Annotated in this window: 23 protein-coding genes; 11 read left to right on the top strand and 12 right to left on the bottom strand. The window is 63.4% G+C overall.

What is annotated here, in order from left to right:
- Positions 1–44 precede the first annotated feature (44 nt).
- The 3 genes from X750_RS155780 to X750_RS155790 form a co-directional block, all read right to left on the bottom strand.
- A complete protein-coding gene (locus tag X750_RS155780; RefSeq protein WP_023747082.1) occupies positions 45–620 on the bottom strand; it encodes a DUF308 domain-containing protein in 576 nt (191 codons plus the stop codon).
- 107 nt (positions 621–727) lie between these two features.
- On the bottom strand, positions 728–1,315 hold the full coding sequence (locus tag X750_RS155785) for a TetR/AcrR family transcriptional regulator (RefSeq protein ID WP_023704145.1): 588 nt from the start codon (positions 1,313–1,315) through the stop codon (positions 728–730).
- Positions 1,316–1,462: 147 nt separating this feature from the next.
- Positions 1,463–1,813, bottom strand: coding sequence for a hypothetical protein (locus X750_RS155790; RefSeq protein WP_023740888.1), 351 nt, complete (start codon positions 1,811–1,813; stop codon positions 1,463–1,465).
- A 131-nt stretch (positions 1,814–1,944) separates the two neighbouring features.
- On the opposite strand from X750_RS155790, the gene X750_RS155795 reads away from it, so the two are divergent.
- The 4 genes from X750_RS155795 to X750_RS155810 all read left to right on the top strand — a co-directional run bounded on the left by X750_RS155795 (position 1,945) and on the right by X750_RS155810 (position 4,581).
- Positions 1,945–2,133 (top strand): hypothetical protein, encoded by a 189-nt coding sequence (locus X750_RS155795; RefSeq protein ID WP_023671089.1) that lies wholly within the window; start codon positions 1,945–1,947, stop codon positions 2,131–2,133.
- A 255-nt stretch (positions 2,134–2,388) separates the two neighbouring features.
- Positions 2,389–3,141 carry a DUF4142 domain-containing protein gene (locus X750_RS155800; protein ID WP_023671088.1) on the top strand — a complete coding sequence of 251 codons (753 nt, stop codon included), beginning with the start codon at positions 2,389–2,391 and terminating at the stop codon, positions 3,139–3,141.
- Positions 3,142–3,172: 31 nt separating this feature from the next.
- Entirely contained in the window at positions 3,173–3,778 is a 606-nt protein-coding gene (locus X750_RS155805) for a hypothetical protein (RefSeq protein ID WP_023704148.1), read from the top strand.
- Positions 3,779–3,960: 182 nt separating this feature from the next.
- Positions 3,961–4,581 (top strand): hypothetical protein, encoded by a 621-nt coding sequence (locus X750_RS155810; RefSeq protein ID WP_027049775.1) that lies wholly within the window; start codon positions 3,961–3,963, stop codon positions 4,579–4,581.
- Positions 4,582–4,628: 47 nt separating this feature from the next.
- Here X750_RS155810 and X750_RS155815 read toward each other — a convergent pair whose 3' ends face one another.
- The 3 genes from X750_RS155815 to X750_RS155825 all read right to left on the bottom strand — a co-directional run bounded on the left by X750_RS155815 (position 4,629) and on the right by X750_RS155825 (position 7,939).
- A complete protein-coding gene (locus X750_RS155815; protein ID WP_023737589.1) occupies positions 4,629–5,777 on the bottom strand; it encodes a PHB depolymerase family esterase in 1,149 nt (382 codons plus the stop codon).
- Between the two features lie 208 nt (positions 5,778–5,985).
- Positions 5,986–6,972, bottom strand: a complete 987-nt coding sequence (locus tag X750_RS155820; RefSeq protein WP_023737588.1) for an aldo/keto reductase — start codon at positions 6,970–6,972, stop codon at positions 5,986–5,988.
- Positions 6,973–7,198: 226 nt separating this feature from the next.
- Positions 7,199–7,939, bottom strand: a complete 741-nt coding sequence (locus tag X750_RS155825; protein WP_023737587.1) for a FadR/GntR family transcriptional regulator — start codon at positions 7,937–7,939, stop codon at positions 7,199–7,201.
- Between the two features lie 125 nt (positions 7,940–8,064).
- On the opposite strand from X750_RS155825, the gene X750_RS155830 reads away from it, so the two are divergent.
- From X750_RS155830 to X750_RS155845, 5 genes are all read left to right on the top strand, one after another.
- Positions 8,065–8,970, top strand: coding sequence for an NAD(P)-dependent oxidoreductase (locus tag X750_RS155830; protein WP_023747081.1), 906 nt, complete (start codon positions 8,065–8,067; stop codon positions 8,968–8,970).
- 110 nt (positions 8,971–9,080) lie between these two features.
- Positions 9,081–9,488 carry a hypothetical protein gene (locus X750_RS1000000165680; protein ID WP_156932372.1) on the top strand — a complete coding sequence of 136 codons (408 nt, stop codon included), beginning with the start codon at positions 9,081–9,083 and terminating at the stop codon, positions 9,486–9,488.
- Positions 9,489–9,500: 12 nt separating this feature from the next.
- Complete coding sequence (locus X750_RS155835) at positions 9,501–10,181, top strand: hypothetical protein (RefSeq protein ID WP_156932371.1); 681 nt, start codon at positions 9,501–9,503, stop codon at positions 10,179–10,181.
- A 63-nt stretch (positions 10,182–10,244) separates the two neighbouring features.
- Positions 10,245–10,826: a hypothetical protein gene (locus tag X750_RS155840; protein WP_031242731.1), complete on the top strand. Its 582-nt coding sequence runs from the start codon at positions 10,245–10,247 to the stop codon at positions 10,824–10,826.
- A gap of 279 nt (positions 10,827–11,105) precedes the next feature.
- Entirely contained in the window at positions 11,106–11,993 is an 888-nt protein-coding gene (locus X750_RS155845) for an AraC family transcriptional regulator (RefSeq protein ID WP_023728488.1), read from the top strand.
- Between the two features lie 322 nt (positions 11,994–12,315).
- Here the strand turns inward: X750_RS155845 and X750_RS155850 are convergent, their stop codons facing one another.
- Complete coding sequence (locus tag X750_RS155850) at positions 12,316–13,110, bottom strand: FadR/GntR family transcriptional regulator (RefSeq protein WP_023671079.1); 795 nt, start codon at positions 13,108–13,110, stop codon at positions 12,316–12,318.
- 3 nt (positions 13,111–13,113) lie between these two features.
- A complete protein-coding gene (locus tag X750_RS155855) occupies positions 13,114–14,556 on the bottom strand; it encodes an FAD-binding oxidoreductase (RefSeq protein ID WP_023733552.1) in 1,443 nt (480 codons plus the stop codon).
- A 158-nt stretch (positions 14,557–14,714) separates the two neighbouring features.
- Between X750_RS155855 and gloA the strand changes: the two genes are divergently transcribed.
- Complete coding sequence (gloA, locus tag X750_RS155860; RefSeq protein WP_019856614.1) at positions 14,715–15,125, top strand: lactoylglutathione lyase; 411 nt, start codon at positions 14,715–14,717, stop codon at positions 15,123–15,125.
- 74 nt (positions 15,126–15,199) lie between these two features.
- On the opposite strand, the gene X750_RS155865 is transcribed toward gloA, so the two are convergent.
- The 4 genes from X750_RS155865 to X750_RS155880 all read right to left on the bottom strand — a co-directional run bounded on the left by X750_RS155865 (position 15,200) and on the right by X750_RS155880 (position 19,894).
- Entirely contained in the window at positions 15,200–16,168 is a 969-nt protein-coding gene (locus tag X750_RS155865) for an ABC transporter permease (protein ID WP_023747077.1), read from the bottom strand.
- A gap of 4 nt (positions 16,169–16,172) precedes the next feature.
- Entirely contained in the window at positions 16,173–17,675 is a 1,503-nt protein-coding gene (locus X750_RS155870; protein ID WP_023747076.1) for a sugar ABC transporter ATP-binding protein, read from the bottom strand.
- 5 nt (positions 17,676–17,680) lie between these two features.
- A complete protein-coding gene (locus tag X750_RS155875) occupies positions 17,681–18,664 on the bottom strand; it encodes an ABC transporter permease (protein ID WP_023686507.1) in 984 nt (327 codons plus the stop codon).
- A gap of 159 nt (positions 18,665–18,823) precedes the next feature.
- Entirely contained in the window at positions 18,824–19,894 is a 1,071-nt protein-coding gene (locus X750_RS155880; RefSeq protein WP_023747075.1) for a sugar ABC transporter substrate-binding protein, read from the bottom strand.
- A 305-nt stretch (positions 19,895–20,199) separates the two neighbouring features.
- Here X750_RS155880 and X750_RS155885 point away from each other — a divergent pair, with 305 nt between their 5' ends.
- Complete coding sequence (locus tag X750_RS155885; protein WP_023747074.1) at positions 20,200–21,795, top strand: GMC family oxidoreductase N-terminal domain-containing protein; 1,596 nt, start codon at positions 20,200–20,202, stop codon at positions 21,793–21,795.
- The last annotated feature ends 335 nt before the right edge of the window (positions 21,796–22,130 follow it).

Here is a 22,130-nt window from a genome sequence, read left to right as displayed (position 1 = left end):
GCAGGCGGCGGCGACCACAAATCCCGTTTCGAACGATCGGCGCCTCAGCCGGCGGCCTCAGCCGCCTTGCGCCGCGCGTCGCTCACCGTCAGCCAGGCTGCCGAGACCAGGAAGTAAAAGGCGCCGAACGCGGCATAGGGCGCGACATCGGTGATGCCGACCGTCGCAGCGCTGCCAGCCATCCTCACAAAAAAGATGCCGGCCAGCGCCGACTGGGCGCCACTCAGCACCATTGCCAACTGCGCGCCGGACTTCCAGCGCCGGACTGCGGTTGCCAACTGAAAAAGGCCCGACAGGACCGCCCAGACGCCGAACACCGCGAGCACCGCATTCATGCTTTTGCCCAGAGCAATGGCGACCGCCGCCGTGGTGATGATGCTGATGACCAAATTCAGCAGCTGCGTCTTGTTGCGGCTTAGCCCGCCGCTGCGCTGGGCGTCGACGAAATTGGCCAGCGCATTCCAGGCGGGATAGGCGACCAACATGATGGCTGCCAGGGACGGCATTGTCCTGGAGGCAGTAAAGGCCAGCAGCACCCAGGCCGCCGCCACGGCAAAGCGTATGAAATAGTAGCTCTTGAGCCACGAGGATTGGTTGGCTTCATTCGTCTTGACAAGCATTTTCGGATTTTCCTTTTTTGTGTTTACCTACTAGAAGGTAGGTACGATGGATGCGTCGAAGAGAATTCGGCGGAGGGGCTCGCCGCCCCTGTCGCGCAAATTCCCTGTTAGTGAACCTTCCGAGACAGACGCTGAACGGTCGGCGTCAGAATGGCGCCGAAGATGGCGGGGTTGCCATAGGCGCGCGCGGACAGCATGGCGCCATGAACGGTCGCCATGAAGGTCTCTGCCTCCAGCTCCGCCGAGCCTGCAAATCCGAGAACCCCCTGCTCGGCGCCGCGCTCCATGACCCTGGTCAACCAGGACGACAGAAACCTGAAGTAAGCCCGCACTTCGACGGCAATTTCAGCCGGGAGCGCCGGGAGTTCGCTGGCAAGCAGCGCGCAGACGCAAAACGGAACGCTCGCATCCTCGATGCATTTTGCCCAGTAGTCGGCATAGGTCTGAAGCAGTGCAAGCGGGTCTGGGAGTTTACTTTCCAGATCTGCCATGCCGGCCTCGGTACGCTCGCGATGGCGCGCCACAAGCGTGCGGACAAGATCGACCTTGCTGGGGAAATGATGGTGGATGCTCGCCTTGCGGATCCCCACCTCGCCGGCGATATCGGCATAGCTGAATCCGTTGTAGCCGCCGGCCACGATGAAGTTTCGCGCGGACGCCAGAATCTGATCGGAGGTCGCCACAAGGTTGCTCATGGCGTTTACCTACCTACTAGTAGGACTAGCCGTCAACGCCGAATTTCCGAGCGGGGAGCTTTTCACTCAAGCGATACTGATCTGGCGTCCAGAAATACAAGGCCCGCCGGCAAAGCCGGCGGGCGCAATAGGTCGTAAGATACCTCGCTAGAACCAGCCTCGGTCGCGTTCCTGGCTTTGCCCGAGCAGCATGCCGATCAACAGCCCGGCAATGCCACCAAGCACGAAAGCGCTGCTGATGGTGCCGGGATTTTGCTGGACGGCTTCGGACACCGTCTGCGCCTGCGATCTCAGCTGCTGCGTTGCCCGTGCCGCGCGCTCGGTCGCGCTGCCGTACCAGCCGCCGGCTTCGCCGACGGCATCTTCTGCGCGCTCGGCAAGCGTCCGGTTGATCTTGCTGATCTCGCGCTTCAGCGATGCGACCTGCTTCTCCAGGGCCTCCTGGGCCTCTCGGGCGGAAATCTTCGGGGTGTCCTTCGGGGTGTCGTTCTCGGCCATGGCTGTTCCTTTCGTTGAAGGCAGGGGGAACGGCCAACGGACAAGGATGGTTCCGCTGCCTGCCGTCACGGTCATTCGCCGGGCCGGCCGCTAACTTTGGGAACACTCTCCCGATCCAACGGTTGTGGCTGATGGAGGGCACGCATTTGTCGAATCGATCGAGCCATGCTGAAACGCTGCGGACGGTCTCCGACCTGCTGCACCGCGCCCGCCGTGTCATTCGCGACGGCGGCCATGCGGCGGCGATGTTCGAAATAGACACGCTGCTGCAGGTCGCACAAACAGAGGTTGCGCGCCGCCTCGAACGCAACGATCGCTGAACTTCGATAGGTCACCGCGGTGTTCACTTGCCGGCGGCGAAGGGCCTCGTTTCCCTTTTTGATCGACTTGCAAGGCGCCCATCGAGCGGGTCGCCGTCCTCAGCGTCGGCATGGCAAAGGCGCAAAAAGCCGCTGACGAGGGGCCATCATCGCGGCATCGACCCTCCCGGTTATAACGCTTGGGCGGCGGAACAAAGCTTGGCCGCACTGGTTAGGCTCACAGCACGATGTGTGCCCCAACGAGGATCTCTGTCCATGAAAACACGTGTTCTTCTAGCTTCGCTGGCCACCGCCACAGCCATGGTCTTCGCCCTGCCCGCCTTCGCCGCCGACAGTGCTCAGGACTTTGTCGACAAGGCTGCCATCGGCGGCCTGTTCGAAGTGGACTCCAGCAAGATCGCAGAAGGCAAGGCCCAGGATCAAGGCGTCAAGGATTTCGCCAAGAAGATGATCGACGATCACGGCGCCGCCAACGCCAAGCTTGCGACCATCGCCGGCGAACAGAAGCTGAAAGTGCCGACGGAGCTGGACGCCAAGCACAAGGCCGATCTGGAGGCTCTGCAGAATGCCAACGATGCCGTCGACAAGCCCTATGTCCAGATGCAGCGCGATGCGCATTCGGAGGCGGTCACGCTGTTCGAGAGCTACGCCAAGGACGGCGACAACGCGCAGTTGAAGACCTTCGCCTCCGAGACCTTGCCGACGCTCAAAATGCATCAGGAAATGGTCGAGAAGATCGCTTCCGCCGACAATGCATCGTCGACCACCAGCTCCACCACCCCGGCCGTGAGCACGACCGACACCACCAATCCGGCCGCCCCGGTCCCGGGTGCCAACAGCTTCACCGAGGATCAGGCGAAGAGCCGCATTCAGGATGCCGGCTTCTCCGGCGTGTCCAAGCTGACCAAAGACGACCAGGGCATCTGGCGCGGTCAGGCCACCAAGGATGGCAAGACCACGACCGTGGCGCTCGATTATCAGGGCAACGTCGTTGCCGGCGCCAACTGAACCTCTGAACCAGATCGAGGAGATCAAGACCATGAAAACCGTAACCGGACTTTTCGACAACTACGATGATGCCTCCGATGCCGTCGGCGAACTGGAGGCAATCGGCGTGCCGCAGGCCGACATCAGCATCGTCGCCAACAATTCGGACGACTGGTACGACGATGGCGACACCTCCAACGCCGCCGAGGATGCAGCCGGCGGCGCCGGTCTCGGAGCCGTCATTGGCGGCGCCGGCGGGCTTCTGACAGGGCTCGGCATCATGGCCATTCCGGGCGTCGGTCCGGTCGTGGCCGCAGGATGGCTGGCCGCCACCGCGGTCGGCGCCGTTGGCGGCGCGGTCGTCGGTGGCGCTGCCGGCGGCATCGTCGGGGCGCTGACCGAGTCAGGCGTCCCCGAAAGGGATGCGCATGTCTATGCGGAGGGCGTTCGCCGCGGTGGCACGATGGTGACCGCCAGGGTCAGTGACGAACTCGCCGATGAGGCCGAGCGTATTCTTGGCGAGTCCAACTCGGTCGATCTGCAAGACCGCCGACGCGCCTATGAAGCCGGTGGCTGGACCGGCTTCGATGCCAATGCCGACCCCTACACCGACATCGAGGCCGAGCGCGACAGAACGCGCAACGCCAGCCCACTCTGATCATCGAGCCCCGTCGCCGTACGGCGGCGGGGCCGAAGGTGCTGTCGGCGCACTGCAAGCGACGTTCAGATTCGGCCATAAGGGGCGGGTTCTCATCGGACCTGCCCCTTTTCGCTGTTGCCTTGGCTTGACCGGCTCTCGCCGTGTTAACGTCGAACCAACGAACCCAGCCCCAGGAAGGCATGAGCCCGTCCCCGCAACTGATTGCCGAATGGCCGTTGTCGCCGTCAGCGACACTCGGGTCCGCCGTGCGCTCCAAGGGGATCGAACGCGAAGTCAGAGCCCGCCTGCCATGGGCAGTCAGGAAGCACGTCAAGGCCGAGACGGGGCGCATCGCATTGCGAATGTCGAGATCCGAAGCGGAAGCGTTCAAGGCGGCCTCTGCCAGTATCTCCAAAACACTGGAGGGAGTGGAGGCGCTGCCTGTGCTTCCACGCGAGGTCGAGGATATCCTTACGATCTCTTCGCGCGAGCGCCACAAATGGCTCAAGGACGGTCGGCTGCAAAGCACCGGCACACGCACCGTCAAGATGCGTGGGCGATCAAAGTCTGTCACCTTCCACGTTTTCGACCCGCGCCACATCGAGGACGTCCTTGACCGCGATCTGGCAACCGTGTGGAGAGAGCAGGATGTCCAGGAAGTCGCCGAGAACAGGCGGCGCGGCGCGGGCAAGGCCGCGTTGACGCGCGCGGGAAAGGGCACCGGCCAAGCGCGCACTGCGAGGAACGCCCGGGACACGGAGGGCCCGCCGCCCGGACTGAAGGGCTGGGATGCGTTCGAGGACGAAGGCCTGCTGCGATAATGATGCTGGTGCTTGCCCTTGTCCTTCGTGCGGGGCGAGCCTCCGCCTCAGCGCATCAATCCCGCTGCCCGCAGCGCGTCCTCGATGACCTTGGTAATCCCGCCCGCCGGACCGCCTGGCGGATTGACAGGCTCCGGGGCCGGATCGACACGGACAGCTCGCGGTTTTTCCTTCGGCGAGAAAGGCTGCAATGCAGTGCCTGAAGCGGCCTTGGCTTTCGCCGTGCGTCGTACCTCTGGCTTCGTCAGCCCCCAGAAACGGGCGATGTGGCGCGTCGAGGAAATCCCGACATCCAACATGAACGGCCCTGCTTTGCCGAGAGCATTGTCGCCGCTCGCCTGCAATGGCGTGCCATGGCCCATGCCGGCAATGCTGTATGCCTCGACCACGTCGCGGCCTTTGCCATCGGACCAGACTTTTCGGCTCTGACCGTCGACCTTTTCCGTGCGTGTCGGCGCTTGAGCGAGGCCGTGCACGCCCTGCCATTGCGCCAGCACCGCGTCGGCATTGGAAGGCACCACGGTCGTGTCGGCCGAGCCCTGCCAGATCGAAATCCTCGGCCACGGCCCCTTGTGCGGCGAAGCCTCCCGCAACAGACGCTGCAGGTCGGTTCTGGACGGGCCGCCATGGCCACGCATGCGGTCGAAGGCTTCGGGGATGGTCGAGGCGCTGCCATAGGCAAGCCCGGCAATGATCGCGCCACCGGCAAACACGTCCGGGTAGGTCGCCAGCATCACCGCCGCCATGGCGCCGCCGGCGGAAAGACCGGTGACGAATATCCGCTTGCGGTCGAGACCGTGGGTGACCACCGCCGCCTCGATCATCTGGCGGATGGACAGTGCCTCGCCGCTGTCGCGGCTTACATCGCCCGGCACGAACCAGTTGAAGCAAAGATTGGCGTTGTTGGCGCGCTGCTGCTCGGGGAGAAGCACGGCAAAACCCTGCTCGGCAGCAAGTTCGGTCCAGCCGGAACCATGATCGTAAGCGGCTGCATTCTGGGTACAGCCATGCAGCACCACGACCAGCGCTGCCTGCTTCGGCAGGTTTTCAGGGAGATAAAACCGCGCGCGCAAGGCGCCGGGATTGGACCTGAACCCTGTCATCTCGGACAGGTGATCGTCCTTGCTCTGTCCTGCACCGGCTCGCCGGCCGCGCATCGCGCTCAGCCGGGCGATCGTATCGGATATGTCTCGCAAATCGGTATCCTTGCGCGCCGGAATGGGCAGACTCGTGCACACAACGCACACGCAGCAATATCGTTGCTGCACTGCACAATAACAAGCGGCGCGGCCGATTAAATGACCGATGGATCATAGAATCCGCTGCACGGCTTGTGACGGACGAACGCAATTTGGCCCGGCTGACCTCTGGTCAGTCAGCCGATCGAGGCCGGCAGGCGCCGGGTTACCAGCGCTGATGCACGTAGGGCTTGATGTTCTCGTCGTAGACCGCCTTCACCTTGGCCATCGACTCGGAGGACAACGGCGCAAGCTCCGCCGCTTCCGCATTGGAAACCGCCTGCGCCGGATTGCGGGCGCCGGGAATGACAACCGTCACAGCGTCGAACATCAGGATCCAGCGCAGAGCGAATTTCGCCATCGTGGTGTCGCCTGACACCAGCGGCCGCACCTTCTCGACCGCCGCTAGGCCGACCTCATAGGGCACGCCCGAAAACGTCTCGCCGACATCGAAGGCTTCGCCTTTCCTGTTGAACAGGCGATGGTCGGTGGTCTCGAACTTGGTGTCCGCCCTGAACTTGCCGGACAACAGGCCGCTGGCCAGCGGCACGCGGGCGATGACGGCGACATCGTTCTTTTTCGCCTGGTCGAAGAACAGCTCGGCCGGGCGCTGGCGGAAGGCGTTGAAGATGATCTGCACGCTGACGACGCCGGGATATTGCATCGCCTTCAGCGCCTCTTCGACACGCTCGACGCTGACGCCGTAATTGCGGATCTTGCCCTGCTCGGTGAGCTTGTCGAGACGCTCGAACACCTCCGGATGATAGTAGAGATCGGTCGGCGGGCAATGCAGCTGCACCAGGTCGAGCGTGTCGGTCTCGAGGTATTTCAGGGTGCGGTCGATCCAGCCGGTGAGGTTCTCGACGCTGTAGCCCTCGACCGTCTGCTTCGGCAGCCGCCGTCCGGCCTTGGTGGCGATGAACGGGCGCGCGCCACCGCGTTCCTTCATCACCCGTGCGATCAGCTTTTCCGAACGGCCGTCGCCATAGACGTCGGCGGTGTCGAGGAAGCTGACGCCGGCATCGAGCGCGGCATGCAGGGCGGCGACCGCATCGTCGTCATTGACCTCGCCCCAGGCGGCGCCGATCGCCCAGGCGCCGAAGCCGATCTCGCTGACTGATCTGCCGGTACGGCCAAATTTCCGTGACTCCATTTTGCTTCCTGACTTGCGGCTTTGATGACGGTTCTGATTTCGGGAGCCTCATACCGCATGGCAACGCGATTGACATCCCTCTTCCTGGGATTTACCAGACTACAGGGTTGTATGACAACCCGGCAAGATTGCAACAATTTGGAGCCGGGAGGAACATGTCGCTGATGCGCCAACTTTATCTCGGCGGGGTCGCCGGATGAGCAGTCGGTCAACCGTGGTTGGCTCCCTAATCGTGAACAGCCTTGTCGCGCAGATCCTCGAAGCGGGCATAGCTTTTGGTCAGATGGCTGCGCATGGCGCGGCGCGCGGCGTTGACGTCCCTGGCTTCGATGGCCCCGAGAATGGCGCGATGCTCGCGCTGCATGCGGTCGAGATATTTTTCCCGCTCATCCTCGGTCATGCGATCGAGCCGCGTCCAATGGCGCGGTACCATGGCGCTGCCGAACGTGTCGAACAACCGGGTGAAATTCGGGTTCTGCGTCGCCGCCAGAATGGCGCGGTGGAAGCCGAAATCCTCTTCCGAGCCGGAGCCGCCGGCGCGCACCGCCGCGTCCAGCGCGTCGAGCCGCGCGCTCATCTGTTGAAGCGCCGCCTCGCTGCGCCGTTGGGCCGCAAGGCCGGTCGCTTCCACCTCGATGCCCATGCGCAGTTCGAGCACGCGCAGCACCTCGTCGATCGATTCGAGATCGTCGGGCAGCACGGAAAACGTCTTCGGCGGCGGATCCTTGGCGACGAAGGCGCCGAGCCCCTGGCGCGTGGTGATCAGCCCGCGCGCACGCAGCGCCGCCAGCGCCTCGCGCACCACGGTGCGGCTGACGCCTGTGGCAGCAACAATCTCCTGCTCGGTCGGCAGCCGCTGCCCCGGCGCAAGGTCACCGGATTCGATCTGCGCAATCAGCGTGTTGACCAGACCCGTCCGCAGGTTGGGCGCCTGCGGTATGGCGTCGAAAGTCATGGGCTCCGCCATCAGCGCGACTCCGGTTCGATTCTTGTTCAAAGGATTGCATCGACAGGTGCTCGCCGCAAGGTGACGAAAGGTGAGCCCGCCGGTGTGGGTCCAAGGAGAATTACATGAAAAAACCCGAGGATTGCATGAAAGAACGCATCGGCTTCATCGGCCTGGGCAGTATGGGCGCCGGCATGGCCGACAATCTGCTGCGCAAGGGCTGGCCGCTGACGGTGCATGTCCACCGCAGCCGCACGGCCGCCGACCGGCTGATCGCCGCCGGCGCCACCGAAGCGCCAAGCCCGCGCGCGCTCGCCACCGCGAGCGACATCGTCATCCTGTGCGTCACCGGTTCGCGCGAGGTCGAAGCGCTGGTCAAGGGCGCAGACGGGCTTGCTGCGGCCAAGACGCCGCTGCTGATCATCGACTGCTCGACCTCCAATCCGTCATCGACGACAGCGCTTGCCGCCGACGTCGCGGAGCAGGGGATGACGCTGATGGACGCGCCGCTGGCGCGCACGCCCAAGGAAGCCACCGAGGGCAAACTCGACGTCATGGTCGGCGGTGCGGCCGAGATCGTCGCCCGAGCGCGGCCGGTGCTCGAAGCCTTCGCCGCGCGTGTCGTCCACACCGGCCCGACCGGCAGCGGCCACACCATGAAGCTGCTCAACAATTTCGTTTCGATGGGCTATTCCGCGATCTATTCGGAAGCGCTGAGCCTCGGCGCCAAGGCCGGCCTGACGCCGCAGGTCTTCAACAGTGTCATCTCCGGCAGCCGCATGGATTGCGGCTTCTACCAGGCCTTCTTCGATTTCGTCCTCAACCGCAACGAAAACGCCCAGCGCTTCGCCATCGCCAATGCGCTGAAGGACATGACCTACCTCGCCTCCTTCGCGCAAGCAGCCGGCATCGCCAACCCGATCGGCGCCGCCGTGCGCAACGGGTTCGCTACGGCCGTCACAACAGGCCATGGCGAGAAATTCGTGCCGGCGCTGTCGGATATCGTTGCGGGGTTGAATGGGGTGTCGCTGGTGGAGCCGTCAGCTGGGTGAGGGGGCGGATCGATAAGGCGCGGCAAACGCGTATTCGAGCGTAAGTCAACTGTAGCGTACGCTGGTCGAGCGCGGCGGCTCCGTTCGGAGCGCGCCGAAGACTGCTTCGCATGGCTCACGACAAGCGCCTTACATATCGGCGGATTGGTGAAGCCAGTCTCGCCCAAGCAGAAGGTGAAGCGACTCCTAAACAAGCGAAAAAAGAAGTAGGCTCTCGGCTGGGAGGACTACTAATGGCGCAAGAAACTTTCACTAAGGAATCGTTTTGGGCCGAGCTGGATAAACTTGGCGAGAGTGAAGTGCGGACACGCGTCGTCACCAAGCGATATGGCGAAGTTGGACAGAAGCGAGCCCTTGCAGAAGACTGGCTTCAAGATTTGGACCGCAATCGTGCGTCGCTCTCCAATTTGGAACAGATACGCATTGCCCGAAGCGCAAAAAACGCCGCATGGGCGGCAGCTGTTGCAGCAATAATCGCTGCGGTTTGCGCCATTGTGGCTATTGTTGTTGTCCTTTAGCCAGAAGCCTTTTTGGCAAGCTTCCTTTTCTTCGCAGCGGTCAAGGGTTTTGGCTTCTGCGGCATCTTCGGCAAGCGGCGCAACACCTCGTCGCGCTTTTCCTGGTCTTTGTTTTTGGGGGTATCAGGCATGGAAGATAAATTTCGCAATTTAAATTTTGATCCGAGAAGTATCCCGCTTCGTCACCTACAAACAATCGGCCTCGCCTGTGCGGCCTACGCGCAGACCGAAGACCATTTGCAAATGGCGATAGCCGGATGCCTTGGCGTTGACGCTGAGCTTGGCTGGGCTGTTACAAGCCATATGACAGCGCCTCTCCGGGAGAACGTTTTAAAATCCGTCGCAGAAATCAAGCTCGACGATCTAGATGACTTAGACAAGCTCGACGAGCTGATCGAACTGGTAGGTAAGGCGGCCGAAAAGCGAAACAATATCGCGCATAACCTTTGGTGCACCGATGAGCGCACGCGTGAAGTCTTTGTCGTCAAAACGAGCGCAAGAGGTAGCGTTCGCGCTGACATGATCCCAATGCCGCTACCCAAGCTCAGGGAAGACGCGGGCTTCATTTACGAAGCGGGAATAGAACTGTTCCGTTTTCTCATGGCCAAAAATCTTATTCCTGCGCTTCCGTCTGCTGACCGCCCGCGCTTCCATAAGACCAAGGCTGCGCGAAAGAAACGCATTAAAACGTAGATGCTCGTCGATGCCCGCCCCTCGTTGAATTTGGTTCTATCCTCTTTTTGACTGGTGTCTCTCATGACCTCAAATCCTGACCCCTTGCGCAGCATAGGCGTCGCACTTTCAAATTGGTCGTTGGTAGAACTACAGATAGCCAATCTGTTCATGGCGGCGGCTGATATGAGAACCCAACAAAAAGCATATGCCGTTTTTGACGCGATCATCAGTTTCGATACACGACTGGCAATCTGCGACCGGCTGATGTCCTTAGAGGACATCGATGAGATTGAAGCTACCATGTGGGCGCAGCTCTCTGCGAAACTCTCTAAGTCTTACAGAAAACGACACGAGCTGGCGCATTTCTCGGCGAAGTTCGATGATACCGGTGACACCTGTATCGGCATAACGCCGTTTTTTAACTGGACCAAATTCGCAACCAGAACTGATAAAGTTCTTACTGTTTTAGATATTCGCGAGCGATCCAAGAAATTTATAGATCTGCATATGGCGGTGGGATGGTTCAAGGATCGAGCGTTTTTTCGCCACGCAGGATCGCCTCTGCCAGATCAGCCAGAACCCGCCCTCGTTCCTCTAATTCGGGCTTTAGCAATCCAGAGGATAGAAGCGAAGAAACACCAAAGCCCGCCATCTCTGGAGTAATCTGAATTTTCGGTGCCGACCTGGCCTATTATTTCGCGGCGACAGGCCGACACCAATGGCATAACTCCTATCCCTCGGTTTGCTTGCGGATAGCCTTCCTTGCCTTGAATGCCGCACCGGAGGTGCGACCTCCGGCACAGGCGCTGCCGCTTCACTCTCGAGCAGATCAGGCGCGCCTGTAGGCTGGCGAGCACCAACCCATCCTATCAAACCGCAAGATCGGTCGAGCGCGACATGTCCGGAACCGCCTATCTGGTGTCGCCACGCAGGACGAGACGTTTGATGACGCCACTTGAAAACTACCATGCCCGGATGCAGCGGGTGCTGGACCACATCGACCAGCATCTGGACGGCGATCTGGGCCTGGAAGCGTTGAGCGGCGTCGCGGCGTTCTCGAAATACCATTTCCACCGGCAGTTCACGTCAACCTTCGGCTTGTCCGTGCATCGCTATGTCCAGCTCGCCCGCCTGAAGCGCGCTTCGTACCGGCTTGCCGAGAGCGACGCCCAAAGCGTCACCGACATAGCGATGGATGCCGGTTACGACGCGCCGGATGCCTTCGCCCGCGCCTTCAGGCAACGGTTCGGACAATCGCCTTCGTCGTTTCGGAAATCTCCCGACTGGGGGTCGTGGCTCATGGCCTTCGGGCCGCTCGACAAAGCAAGGACCACGCTCATGCAGATAATCTTCGAACCCGACGACGTGATGATCCGCGATGTGCCGCCGACGCCTGTGGCGATCATGGAGCATCGCGGCGACCGGGCGACGCTCCAGGACACCATCCAGCGCTTCATCGCCTGGCGCAAGGCGGCCGGCCTCTCGCCCGAGACAAGCCCGACCTTCAACATCTTCCGTTCCGAAAGGGAGCCGGCGAACCCGGCCGATTACAGCATGGATATCTGTGCCGGAACCGACCTGCCGGTAGAAGGCGGGCGGATCGAGGACGCGCAGATGAAGGCCGGCGTGATCCCCGCCGGACGCTGCGCGGTGCTGCGCTATCCCGGCAACACCAACAATCTCGAGCCGGCAGCGCTTTACCTGTACCGCGAATGGCTTCCGGCCAGCGGCGAGGAGGCGCGCGACTTTCCGATCTATTGCCAACGGCACTTTTCGTCGAACGGACCGGTGCGTGAGGTGGTGCTTGAGCTGTTTCTGCCGCTGAAATAGCGCGGTGGGGTGGCGGCCTATCTCCGCCCCTGAGCTGGTTGAGCCGACGACCGTGTGAAATCTGATATGGCGCTCCCCCACTCCGTCTCGGCTTCGCCGAGCCACCTCTACCCCCACATTCGTGGGGGAGAGGAAACCCAAGCTTTGAAGGGCTGCGATGTCGGAGATTGGCATTTCCTCATCCCCCATGAAATGGGGGGTCCGAAGGACGGGCGAGACCCGTGGCTCGCCCCGGCAAGGTGGCTCGGCGAAGCCGAGACGGAGTGGGGGTCAGCGCCGCCATAGGCGATTGGCCCAGCTCGCGGATAAGGCAAGGCTATCCCTAAGCCTGCCCGCGCACAGCCTTCCGCAACCGCGAATGCCGTACCGGAGACGCCGCCTCGGGCCCCGGCGCTATCTCCGCAGCTTCCCCCTCATGCAACCCCACCCGCAGCGCCGCGCCCGCCAGATGGTCGCGCATCGCCGCTTGCGCTCCTTCGGCGTCGCCGGCACGGATCGCTCTCAGGATGCGCTCATGTTCGCCGAGCGTGATGCGGGCCATGTCGTCCGACTTTTGCTGGTTGCCGGCGGCGAGAATGCTTTCGCGCACCCGCTCGGACACGAAGACCAGGAATTGGCCCATGTAGGAATTGCGCGTCGCCTCGGCGACGGTGCGGTGGAATTCGAGGTCGCTGCGCAGCCAGGCGACGCTGCCATAGGGGGCGGCGCGCATGCCGGACAGCGCATCGCCCATGGCTTTGAGATCGGCGTCGCTGCGCCGTTTTGCGGCAAGGGCCGCCGCCTGCACTTCGAGGATGCCACGCAGTTCGAACAGATTGCGAAACGAGTCGGCGCGCTGCAGCGTCTCATGGTCGATGGTCAGCACCGTCGGGTTGTTGCTCTCGACCACGAAGGCGCCGCGCCCCTGCTGCGACCAGATTCGGCCTTCCGAGCGCAGCCGCGCGATCGCCTCGCGCACCACGTTGCGGCTGACCCCGAAAGTGGTTGCCAGCGCCGCCTCGGTCGGCAGCTGGTCACCCGGCTTCAGCCGGCCTTGCGCGATCTCGCGCGAGATGGAACTGGCCACCAGAGTGGAGAGGTGTGGGCCGCGATTGACCTTGTCGAGTTTCAGCGTCATCGCTCACCTATAGTCGACGGCGGGTGCGGACGCCAGAATGCGGCCGTTGCTGAGAATGTGGCGCGGGTCGAATGCGTCCTTGATGCCGGCGGCGAGGTCGAGCGTCACCGGATCGATGCGTTCGAGGAACGCCTTCTGCTTGACCCGGCCGATGCCGTGCTCGGCGCTGATAGAGCCGCCATAGCGATCGACGACGGTGAAGATCTCGGCTTCCGCCTGCTCGAACAGATGTTCCATCGCCTCGGTGCCCATGCCTTCCGGCGGCACGACGTTGAGGTGGATGTTGCCGTCGCCGACATGGCCGTAGGTGACGGCCAGCGCGTCGGGCCGGGCTTTCTGCAAGGCGGCCAGCGCATCGGTGACGAAATCGGCAAGCCTGGAGATCGGCACCGACACATCGGTGCGCAGGTAGCGCCCGCCCCTGCCCTGCCGCTCGACCATGATCTCGCGGTAGAGCCACAACCGCTCACCTTGAGCCCTGGTCGAAGCGATGACGCCGTCCTCGACGATGTCCTCGACGCTGCCGAGAAACCCCAGCAGCATATTGGAGAGGTCGATCAGCCCGCCCGACGACACCTCGATCAGCACATAGACGGGATAGGGCTGGCTGAGCGGATCGGGAAAATCCTGGCCTTCGCGCATGGTGATCTCGATGCCGCCGCGCAGGATCAGTTCGAAGGCGGTGAGCAAATCGCTGCAATCGCGCCGGGCGCGGGCATAGAGTGCCATCGCATCCTCGACCGAGCGCAAGCCGACAAGTGCTGTTTCGATCTGCGTCGGCTTGGGAAACAGCTTCAGCGCCGCCGCGGTGACGATGCCCAGCGTGCCCTCCGAGCCGATGAAGATCTGCTTCAGATCATAGCCGCGATTGTCCTTGCGCAGCACTTTCAGCCCGTTCCAGATGCGGCCGTCGGCCAGCACCACTTCGAGGCCAAGCACCAGGTCCCGCGTCATCCCGTAGCGCAGCACGTTGAAGCCGCCGGCATTGGTGGCGACATTGCCGCCGATACGGCAGCTGCCCTGCGCGCCGAAGGTGATCGGCAGCAGGCAGTCGCTCGCTTCGGCGGCGCGCTTGGCGTCCTCGAGAATGCAGCCGGCCTCGACCACCATGGCAAAGTCGATCGGGCTGATCGAACGGATACGGTTCATGCGCTCCAGCGAGATGACGATCTCGCCGCCATCCGCCGCCACTGCGGCGCCGACGAGCCCGGTCAGGCCGCCTTGCGGCACGACCGGAATGCGCTCGGCATGGCAGAACCGCATCAGCGCCGACATTTCCTCCACCGAAGAGGGCCGCGCCACCGCCAGCGGCCGGCCGAAATGATCGCCCGACCAATCTCGGCTGTAGCGCGCCAGATCCACTTCCTCGGTCAGCAGCCCGCCATTCGGCAGCAAGCCGGCCAGGGCTGCGATCTGCGATGCGGAGGGTGGCGGCACGGCATTCATGGATTGGCTCTGGGCCCCTCGGCAAAACGGCTGGACAAATACCGGCGGTGTCGTGTTATCATACAACCCTGATTGAGAACATCAAGCGAGGCTTGCCGCCAAGCGTGCGATGTGGATGATCAGACCCGCAAATCACAGAATTCGGAGGACTTCCCCCAATGAGCGACGCCCCGGGCTTTCGCTATATGCACACCATGATCAGGGTGCTCGACCTCGACAAGTCGATCGCCTTCTACACCGAAGTGCTCGGCATGACCTTGCTGCGCCGCGACGACTATCCCGGCGGCAAGTTCACCAACGCCTTTGTCGGCTACGGCCCCGAGGACAAGGAAGCCGTCGTCGAGCTGACGCTGAACTGGGGCCGCGAGGAACCCTATGAGATCGGCACCGGCTTCGGCCACCTGGCGCTCGGCGTCAATGACATCTACGCGGTCTGCGCCGAACTGGAAAAGCGCGGCGCCAAGATCCCGCGCAAGCCCGGCCCGATGCAGCACGGCACCACCCACATCGCTTTCGTCGAAGACCCCGATGGCTACAAGATCGAGCTGATCGGCCTCGACACGATGTAATCCGATCGGGCCGGACCGCATCGGCCTCGCGCCGATGCGGTCCCGTCCTGTCCGCGCTTGCCTGGGAGGCGGGATCACTTGATGACCGCGATCTTGCTGCGGTCGATGGTAATGGCGACGGCAGCGATCAGCACCGCGCCGAACACCATGTTTTCCAGGAAGATATTGACGCCGACGAAGGTCATGCCGATGCGCACGATCGAGATGATCAGCGCGCCGACCGCCGTGCGGGCAACGCCGCCGAGCCCGCCGGTGATCGCCGTGCCGCCGACGATGACGGCGGCGATGGCCGGCAGCAGCAGCTGGTTGGCCAGCACCGGCGAACCGCTCGACAGCCTGGCTGCCAGCACGATGCCGGCGATGGCCGCGAGCATACCCGACGCGGCAAAGGCGATGATCTTGGTGCGGTCGACATTGATGCCCGCGGCCCACGCCGCCGGTTCGCCGGCGCCGACCGCGATCGCTTGCCGGCCGAAGCGTGTGTAGCGCAGCGCCAGAAAGGCGGCGATGCCGATGACCGCCGAAATCAGCACCACCACGGGAATGCCGGCGACAGTGGCGTTGATCCAGGCGGTGTTTTCGCGACCAGCCTCCTCGATGGTGATGGCGCGGCCATTGGAGACCCATAGCGCCAGGCCGGTGACCACGCCGCCGGTGGCGAGCGTCGCCACGAAGGACGGCACGCGTAGCTTGACGTGAACGACGCCGCTCAGGATGCCGAAGGCAAGCCCCGACAGGATCGCCACCGGAAAGGCGGCAAGGCCGAGCGAAGGCAGCAATTGCGCCAGGATGACGCTGGCCAGCGATGCCACCGCCTGGATCGACAAATCGATGCCGCCAAGCAGGATGGCGAAGGTGACGCCGGTCGCCAGGATGAACAGCACGGCGGTGTTGGCAAACAAAAGCGCCACGGTCTCACCGGTGAGGAAGCCGGGCGACCCGATCTCGATGATCAAAAGCAGCGCGACAAGCAGCACCAGCGGAATGGCGCCTTGCGTCCACTTGCCTTCGAAAACCCGCCTGATGGAGAACGCTTCATTCATCGGCTCACACCATTGCCCTGAGAAGATCGACCTGGTTCGGCTTGTTGCCCGGACTGGCATCGAAGCGCGCGGTGATTGCACCATCGCGCATCACCAGCACCTGGTGCGACAGGCCGATCGTTTCCTCCAGCGTGTCGGAAATCAAAAGAATCGCCACGCCTTGCGCGGAGAGATCGCGCACCAGCTCGTAGACCTCTTCCTTGGCGCCGACATCGAGCCCGCGTGTGGGATGGTCGAGCACCAGGATGCGCGAGCCCGCCGTCATCCAGCGCGCCAGCACCACCTTCTGCTGGCTGCCGCCGCTGAGCTTGCGGCAGGCGGCATCGGGGCCGGGCGCCTTGATGCGCAGCCGCTTGATCCAGTCGGCGGCAAGCCGGCGCTCCTTGCCATAGTCGATGGCGCCATGGCGCATGACGCTGGAGAGATCGGCCAGCGAAATGTTCTCCGCGATCGACAGGAACATCACCAGCCCTTCGAGCCGGCGCTCGCGCGGGACATAGCCGATGCCCTTGCGCACCGCCGGTTCCGGCGAGGAGAAGCGCACGGCATCGCCGGCGATTTTCATCTCGCCCGCATCATGCTGGACGAAGCCGCCAACGGTGCGCGTCACCTCCTCGCGGCCGGAGCCGACGACGCCGGCAATGCCGACGATCTCGCCCGCTCTGATCGAGAGATCGACGCCGTGATAGAAACCGTTGGCGCCAAGCCCCTTGGCCTCGACCATCACGATATCGCGCGGCGCCAGCTGGCGGGCCTCGCGGTAATATTCGGCCTGCAGGCCGCGCCCGACCATGATCTCGTGCAGCTCCGGCGCGGTGACTTCGGCTGCGCGGTGCTCGGCGACGACCGCGCCGTCCTTCATCGTGTAGACGCGATCGGAAATATTGAGCACCTCGTCGAGCCGGTGCGAGACGAACACAAAACTGGCGCGGGATTTAAGCGAGCGCACCCGCGCGAACAGCACCTCGATATCAGCGGCGTTGAGCACCGAGGTCGGCTCGTCGAGCAGGATGAGCAACTGCCGCTCGACCACTTCCTCCAAGGTCAGCGCCTTGGCGAGCTCGACCATCTGGCGTGCGGCGAAGGTGAGTTCGGAGGTGCGCGCGGTGACGTCGATGTCGATGCCGATCTTGGCCAGTTGCCGCCGCGCCGCCGCGTTCATGGCGCGCCAATTGACCAGGCCGAAACGGGTGAAGCGGTCCTCTTCGCCGAGATAGATGTTTTCGGCAACCGTCAGGTTCAGCACCAGCGACTGCTCCTGGAACACCATGCCGATGCCATGCCTGGCCGCATCACGGGCGTTGCGCATGCGCAGCTGTTCGCCATCCAGCGTGAGCGAGCCGCCATCCGGCCGGTAACCGCCGGCCAGCACCCGCATCAGCGTCGACTTGCCGGCGCCGTTCTCGCCGATCAGCCCGACAACTTCATTGGGCCGCACCTCGATGGAGACGTCGCGCAGCGCCTGGACGCCGGGGAAATTCTTGATGATGTTGGACGCCTGCAGCATGGCGTTCACTTGACGATTTTCAGGCGGACACGGTCGAGCGACAGCGCCACCGCGGCGATGATCATCAGACCCTGCACCGTCTGCTGGATGTAGGGCGAGATGCCGAGCAGGATCATGCCATTGGCAAGCACGGTGACGATCAGCACACCGATCAGCGTGTTGACGACGCCGCCCTCGCCGCCGGTCAAAGCGGTGCCGCCGACGACCACTGCGGTGACCGCTGCAAACAGCCTGCCGTCGCCGATGACGGCATGCGACTGGCCGAGCTGTGCTGCGGCCAGCACGCCGGCAATGCCGAAGAAGAACCCGGCCAGCGCAAAGGCGGTGATGCGCACGCGCACGACATTGACGCCGGAGAGCTTGGCGACATCCTCATCACCGCCGATCGCCAATATGTGGCGGCCGAGCTTGGTGTGGTACTGGATGACAGTGGCGAGCAGGAAGGCGCCGAACGCGACCCAGACCGCCACCGGCAGGCCGAGGAAACGGTGCAAGGCCAGGTCGCGGATCGAGGCGTCGTTCAGCTTGATGGCCGTGCCGCCCAGCATATAGACCGACAGGCCCAGGCCGATGAACCACATGCCGAGCGTGCCCATGAAGGACGGGATGCGCAGCATGGTCTGGACGAGACCGCTGACGAAGCCCATGGCGGTGCCGGCGGCGATGGCAGCGAGCACCGCCCACCAGCCATAGTCGTTGCCGTTGCCGTCATTGGCGGCGAGCAGCACAAGCACCATCGCCGCCACCGAAAGCGTGCCTTCGACTGCGAGGTCGATGCTGCCCATCAGGATGATGAAGGTCAGCCCCATCGCCAGCGTCAGCGGCACGGCGGCGGAATTCGCAAGCCGCACCAGATTGCGCAGCTCGATGAAATTGGGGTTGGCAATGGCGATGAGTACGCAGAGTACAATCAGCACCGCCAGCGGCGCCAGGCTGCGCCAGCGCCTGCCGCCCAGGAATGTCGCGATGCGGCCGGGGAACGGTGTCATGGGCGTCGTCCGCTCGATGTCCGAAACGGACTTCAGGGGTTCTGTATGGATTGTCAAGAAACCGCTTCCCGTCTGCTGGTGACAGCCGTCGCGACAAGGGGATCGCGACGGCTGCGGGAGGAAGCGGGCCGCCAGGGAGTTGCAGCCCACTCCGATGGATCAGGTGCGGATTGCTCCGGTGACCCGGCCCCACAGATCGTTCCAGTCGATCTCGGGCTTCGCATCGACATTGGTCTTGTAATATTCCTCGACATTGTCGTGCGAGATCAGCACCGCCTTGCCGTAGAACTCACGGTGCTCCGTGGGCTCCTTGGTTGGGTCGAACTTGCCGATCTTGGCGTTGTAGCCGATGGCCAGACCCATGCCGCCCTGCCAGAACGGATCCGAAGTGACGGTGCAGGCGAACTCGCCGGTGCGCACCGCATCGACCGCCGTCTTGATGCCGTCGACGCCAACGATCGGCACCTTGCCGGCGAGATTTTCGGCACGCAGCGCTTCCAGAGCGCCCGAGCCCATATCGTCATTGGCCGCCCAGATGCCCTTGATGTCGTCGCCGAAGCGGGTGAGCAGATTGCCCATCAGGTCGAAGGCTTCGGTCGACTTCCAGTTGGCGACCTGGAAGTCGAGCAGCTTGATGTCCGGGTTGGCGGCGAGCGCCGCATCGAGGCCCTTCTTGCGTTCGATCGCCGCCGTGGTCGAGATCAGGCCGCCGAGTGCGACGATGCCGCCCTTGCCGCCAATGGTCTTGAACAGGATCTCGGCGATGGTCTTGCCGCTGTCGATGCCGTCGAACTCGATATGCGAGACATAGTTCGGGTTGAAATCCTTCGGGTGCAGATCCCCAGGCTTGTTCCACTGGGTCACCACATAGGCGCCGGCCTTGGCGCAGGCCTCGACGATCGGGCGCGCATCGGGCGTGTCGTTGGGATCGGAATTCAGCACCATGTTGCCGCCGGTCTTGGCCAGCATCGCCTTGATGTCGGCAATGCCCTTCTCGCTGTTGCCTTCCGAAACCAGCGTGACGTGTTCCAGCCCGGCCCATTTGGCATACGCTTCCGCGCCGGTCTTCCACACCGCGTGATAGGGGTTGGACAGCGAGCGGATCGACGTCACCAGCGTCGGCTTTTCCTGCGCGCGCAGCACGCTCGGCATCGCGAGTGCCGCCACGCCGGCGGTGGCGCCCATCATCAGCGTGCGCCGGTTGACCGCAAAATTCTTCGTGTCGTTCATACCTCGAAACCTCCCGATTGAATTCTGTTCCGCCCGGCATCTTGCGCAGGGAGCGCGGCCGGGACCTCGTGGTGAGGATCGTCAAGCTCCTCCACTTGTACGACAACCCTTCAACACGATAACCATACCCTTTCTCTTGACGTGGCACAAGCGACTTGAGATCGTCGCGCGCAAGAGGAAGGGGCGGTGATTTTCATCGCCCGCCGGAGCATGATCCCTAGAAGTGGGAACCGGTTTTCTCGGACAAATCGGGAAACCGTTTTGTCCGGAGATCATGCTCCAACAAAGAGAACCCGGGAGTGGAAATGACGGATTACATCATTGTCGGCGGCGGTTCGGCTGGCTGCATTCTGGCCGCCCGGCTGAGCGAGGACCCGGACGTGTCCGTCGTGCTGCTCGAGGCCGGTCCGCCCGACACCGACCGCTACATCCATTTGCCGGTCGGCTTCTTCAAGATGACGTCGGGGCCGCTGATCTGGGGTTATCACACCGCGCCCGGCAAGGAGATCGACGGCCGCACCATGGTCTATCCGCAGGCCCGCGTGCTGGGCGGCGGCTCCTCGATCAACGCCCAGGTGTTCACCCGCGGTTGCCCTGAGGATTATGACGGCTGGGCGACTGAGAATGGCTGTGCCGGCTGGAGCTATGCCGACGTGCTGCCCTACTTCGTCCGCTCCGAGGGCAACGACACTTTTGCCGATGCGCAGCACGGCACTGACGGCCCGCTCGGCGTCTCCAGCGGCGCGCCGCATCCGCTGACCCGCATCTTCGTCAAGGCGGCGCAGCAGGCGGGCCTTCCTTTCCGCGCCGACTTCAACGCCGGTAAGCAGGCGGGCGCCGGCTTCTACCAGACGACGACGCGCCGGGGGAAACGCTCGAGCACGGCGGTCGCCTATCTGAAGCCGGCGCTCGGCCGCAAGAATCTGACGCTACGCACCGACGCCTCCGTCAGCCGCATCGTGGTCGAGAACGGCCGCGCCATCGGTGTCGAGATCATCGTCAATGGCCGCACCGAACTGCTCCGCGCCGAGCGCGAAGTCATCGTCGCCGCCGGCGCCATCGGCTCGCCGAAATTGCTGATGCTGTCCGGCATCGGCCCGGCCGTGCATCTCGGCGAGCACGGCATCAAGGTGGTCCACGATTCCAAAAACGTCGGCCAGAATCTGCACGATCACATGGACGTCGATGTCGTCGCCGAGCTCAACGGACCGCACGGCATCGACCGTTACAAGAAGAAGCGCTGGCAAGCGGTCGCCGGTCTTGAATATGCGCTGTTCGGCAAGGGGCCGGTGGCCTCCAACATCGTCGAGGCCGGCGGCTTCTGGTGGGGCGACCGCGCGGAGAAGACGCCGGACATCCAGTTCCATTTCCTGCCCGGCGCCGGCGTTGAGGAAGGCATCGGCTCGGTTCCCGGCGGCAATGGCTGCACGCTGAACTCCTACCATGTGCGCCCGCGTTCGCGCGGCAGCGTCACGCTCAAGTCCGCGGACCTGCGCGATGCGCCCATCATCGACCCCAACCCGTTCGCCGAGCGCTATGATCTCGAACGCGCCATCGACGGCATCGAGATCAGCCGCGAAATCCTGTCGCAGCCAGCCTTCGCCAGATACATCAGCCGCGAGCATCTGCCCGGCAAGGCGATGCAGGGGCGCTCAGCACTCGAAGCCTTCGCCCGAGAACATGGCCGCAGCGCCTATCACCCAGTCGGCACCTGCCGGATGGGCGGCGATGCCGACAGCGTCGTCGATCCCGAGTTGCGCGTGCGCGGTCTGCAAGGCCTGCGTGTCTGCGACAGCTCGGTCATGCCAAGCATCGTGTCGTCGAACACCAACGCCGCCGTGGTCATGATTGCGGAGAAGGCTGCGGATCTGATTGCGGGGCGAACGCTGCCGGTGGCGTAAGCAGGACAATCGCATGTGGTGGCGCCACGCGATTGCCCTGCCTTGAGCACCTGTCGCTGAGCGCATAGCACTCGAACCGCACTAAAAACGACAGCCTCCCGCAGCGCCTTCAACCGACGCTTGCGCAACCCACCAACCGACCGGAAACCCCCGGTTGCGGGCTCGTTGCCGACGCCGGCGCGGGGATGTGAAAGCGCTTTTGCGCCAGTTCCGCGATCACACCATATGAACCGATCCAAGCTCTGCTAGCTTGTGGGCGTGGGACGTGTCCCGCTTTGGCCGGTGCTTCAGGCAACCCCATCCCAACCCCCCGCCCCCTGCGGTACCGGCCATCC

The sequence above is a fragment of the Mesorhizobium sp. LNJC391B00 genome (genome assembly GCF_000502535.1).
Taxonomy (GTDB): Bacteria; Pseudomonadota; Alphaproteobacteria; order Rhizobiales; family Rhizobiaceae; genus Mesorhizobium.
Note: the sequence above shows the minus strand (reverse complement) of the source record. Positions and strands in the feature narration are given on the sequence as shown.

Coding starts and splice junctions, on each gene's coding strand:
- X750_RS155780 (WP_023747082.1), bottom strand. CDS start 620: ATGCTTGTCAAGACGAATGAAGCCAACCAATCCTCGTGGCTCAAGAGC.
- X750_RS155785 (WP_023704145.1), bottom strand. CDS start 1,315: ATGAGCAACCTTGTGGCGACCTCCGATCAGATTCTGGCGTCCGCGCGA.
- X750_RS155790 (WP_023740888.1), bottom strand. CDS start 1,813: ATGGCCGAGAACGACACCCCGAAGGACACCCCGAAGATTTCCGCCCGA.
- X750_RS155795 (WP_023671089.1), top strand. CDS start 1,945: ATGGAGGGCACGCATTTGTCGAATCGATCGAGCCATGCTGAAACGCTG.
- X750_RS155800 (WP_023671088.1), top strand. CDS start 2,389: ATGAAAACACGTGTTCTTCTAGCTTCGCTGGCCACCGCCACAGCCATG.
- X750_RS155805 (WP_023704148.1), top strand. CDS start 3,173: ATGAAAACCGTAACCGGACTTTTCGACAACTACGATGATGCCTCCGAT.
- X750_RS155810 (WP_027049775.1), top strand. CDS start 3,961: ATGAGCCCGTCCCCGCAACTGATTGCCGAATGGCCGTTGTCGCCGTCA.
- X750_RS155820 (WP_023737588.1), bottom strand. CDS start 6,972: ATGGAGTCACGGAAATTTGGCCGTACCGGCAGATCAGTCAGCGAGATC.
- X750_RS155825 (WP_023737587.1), bottom strand. CDS start 7,939: ATGGCGGAGCCCATGACTTTCGACGCCATACCGCAGGCGCCCAACCTG.
- X750_RS155830 (WP_023747081.1), top strand. CDS start 8,065: ATGAAAGAACGCATCGGCTTCATCGGCCTGGGCAGTATGGGCGCCGGC.
- X750_RS1000000165680 (WP_156932372.1), top strand. CDS start 9,081: ATGGCTCACGACAAGCGCCTTACATATCGGCGGATTGGTGAAGCCAGT.
- X750_RS155840 (WP_031242731.1), top strand. CDS start 10,245: ATGACCTCAAATCCTGACCCCTTGCGCAGCATAGGCGTCGCACTTTCA.
- X750_RS155850 (WP_023671079.1), bottom strand. CDS start 13,110: ATGACGCTGAAACTCGACAAGGTCAATCGCGGCCCACACCTCTCCACT.
- X750_RS155855 (WP_023733552.1), bottom strand. CDS start 14,556: ATGAATGCCGTGCCGCCACCCTCCGCATCGCAGATCGCAGCCCTGGCC.
- gloA (WP_019856614.1), top strand. CDS start 14,715: ATGAGCGACGCCCCGGGCTTTCGCTATATGCACACCATGATCAGGGTG.
- X750_RS155865 (WP_023747077.1), bottom strand. CDS start 16,168: ATGAATGAAGCGTTCTCCATCAGGCGGGTTTTCGAAGGCAAGTGGACG.
- X750_RS155870 (WP_023747076.1), bottom strand. CDS start 17,675: ATGCTGCAGGCGTCCAACATCATCAAGAATTTCCCCGGCGTCCAGGCG.
- X750_RS155875 (WP_023686507.1), bottom strand. CDS start 18,664: ATGACACCGTTCCCCGGCCGCATCGCGACATTCCTGGGCGGCAGGCGC.
- X750_RS155880 (WP_023747075.1), bottom strand. CDS start 19,894: ATGAACGACACGAAGAATTTTGCGGTCAACCGGCGCACGCTGATGATG.
- X750_RS155885 (WP_023747074.1), top strand. CDS start 20,200: ATGACGGATTACATCATTGTCGGCGGCGGTTCGGCTGGCTGCATTCTG.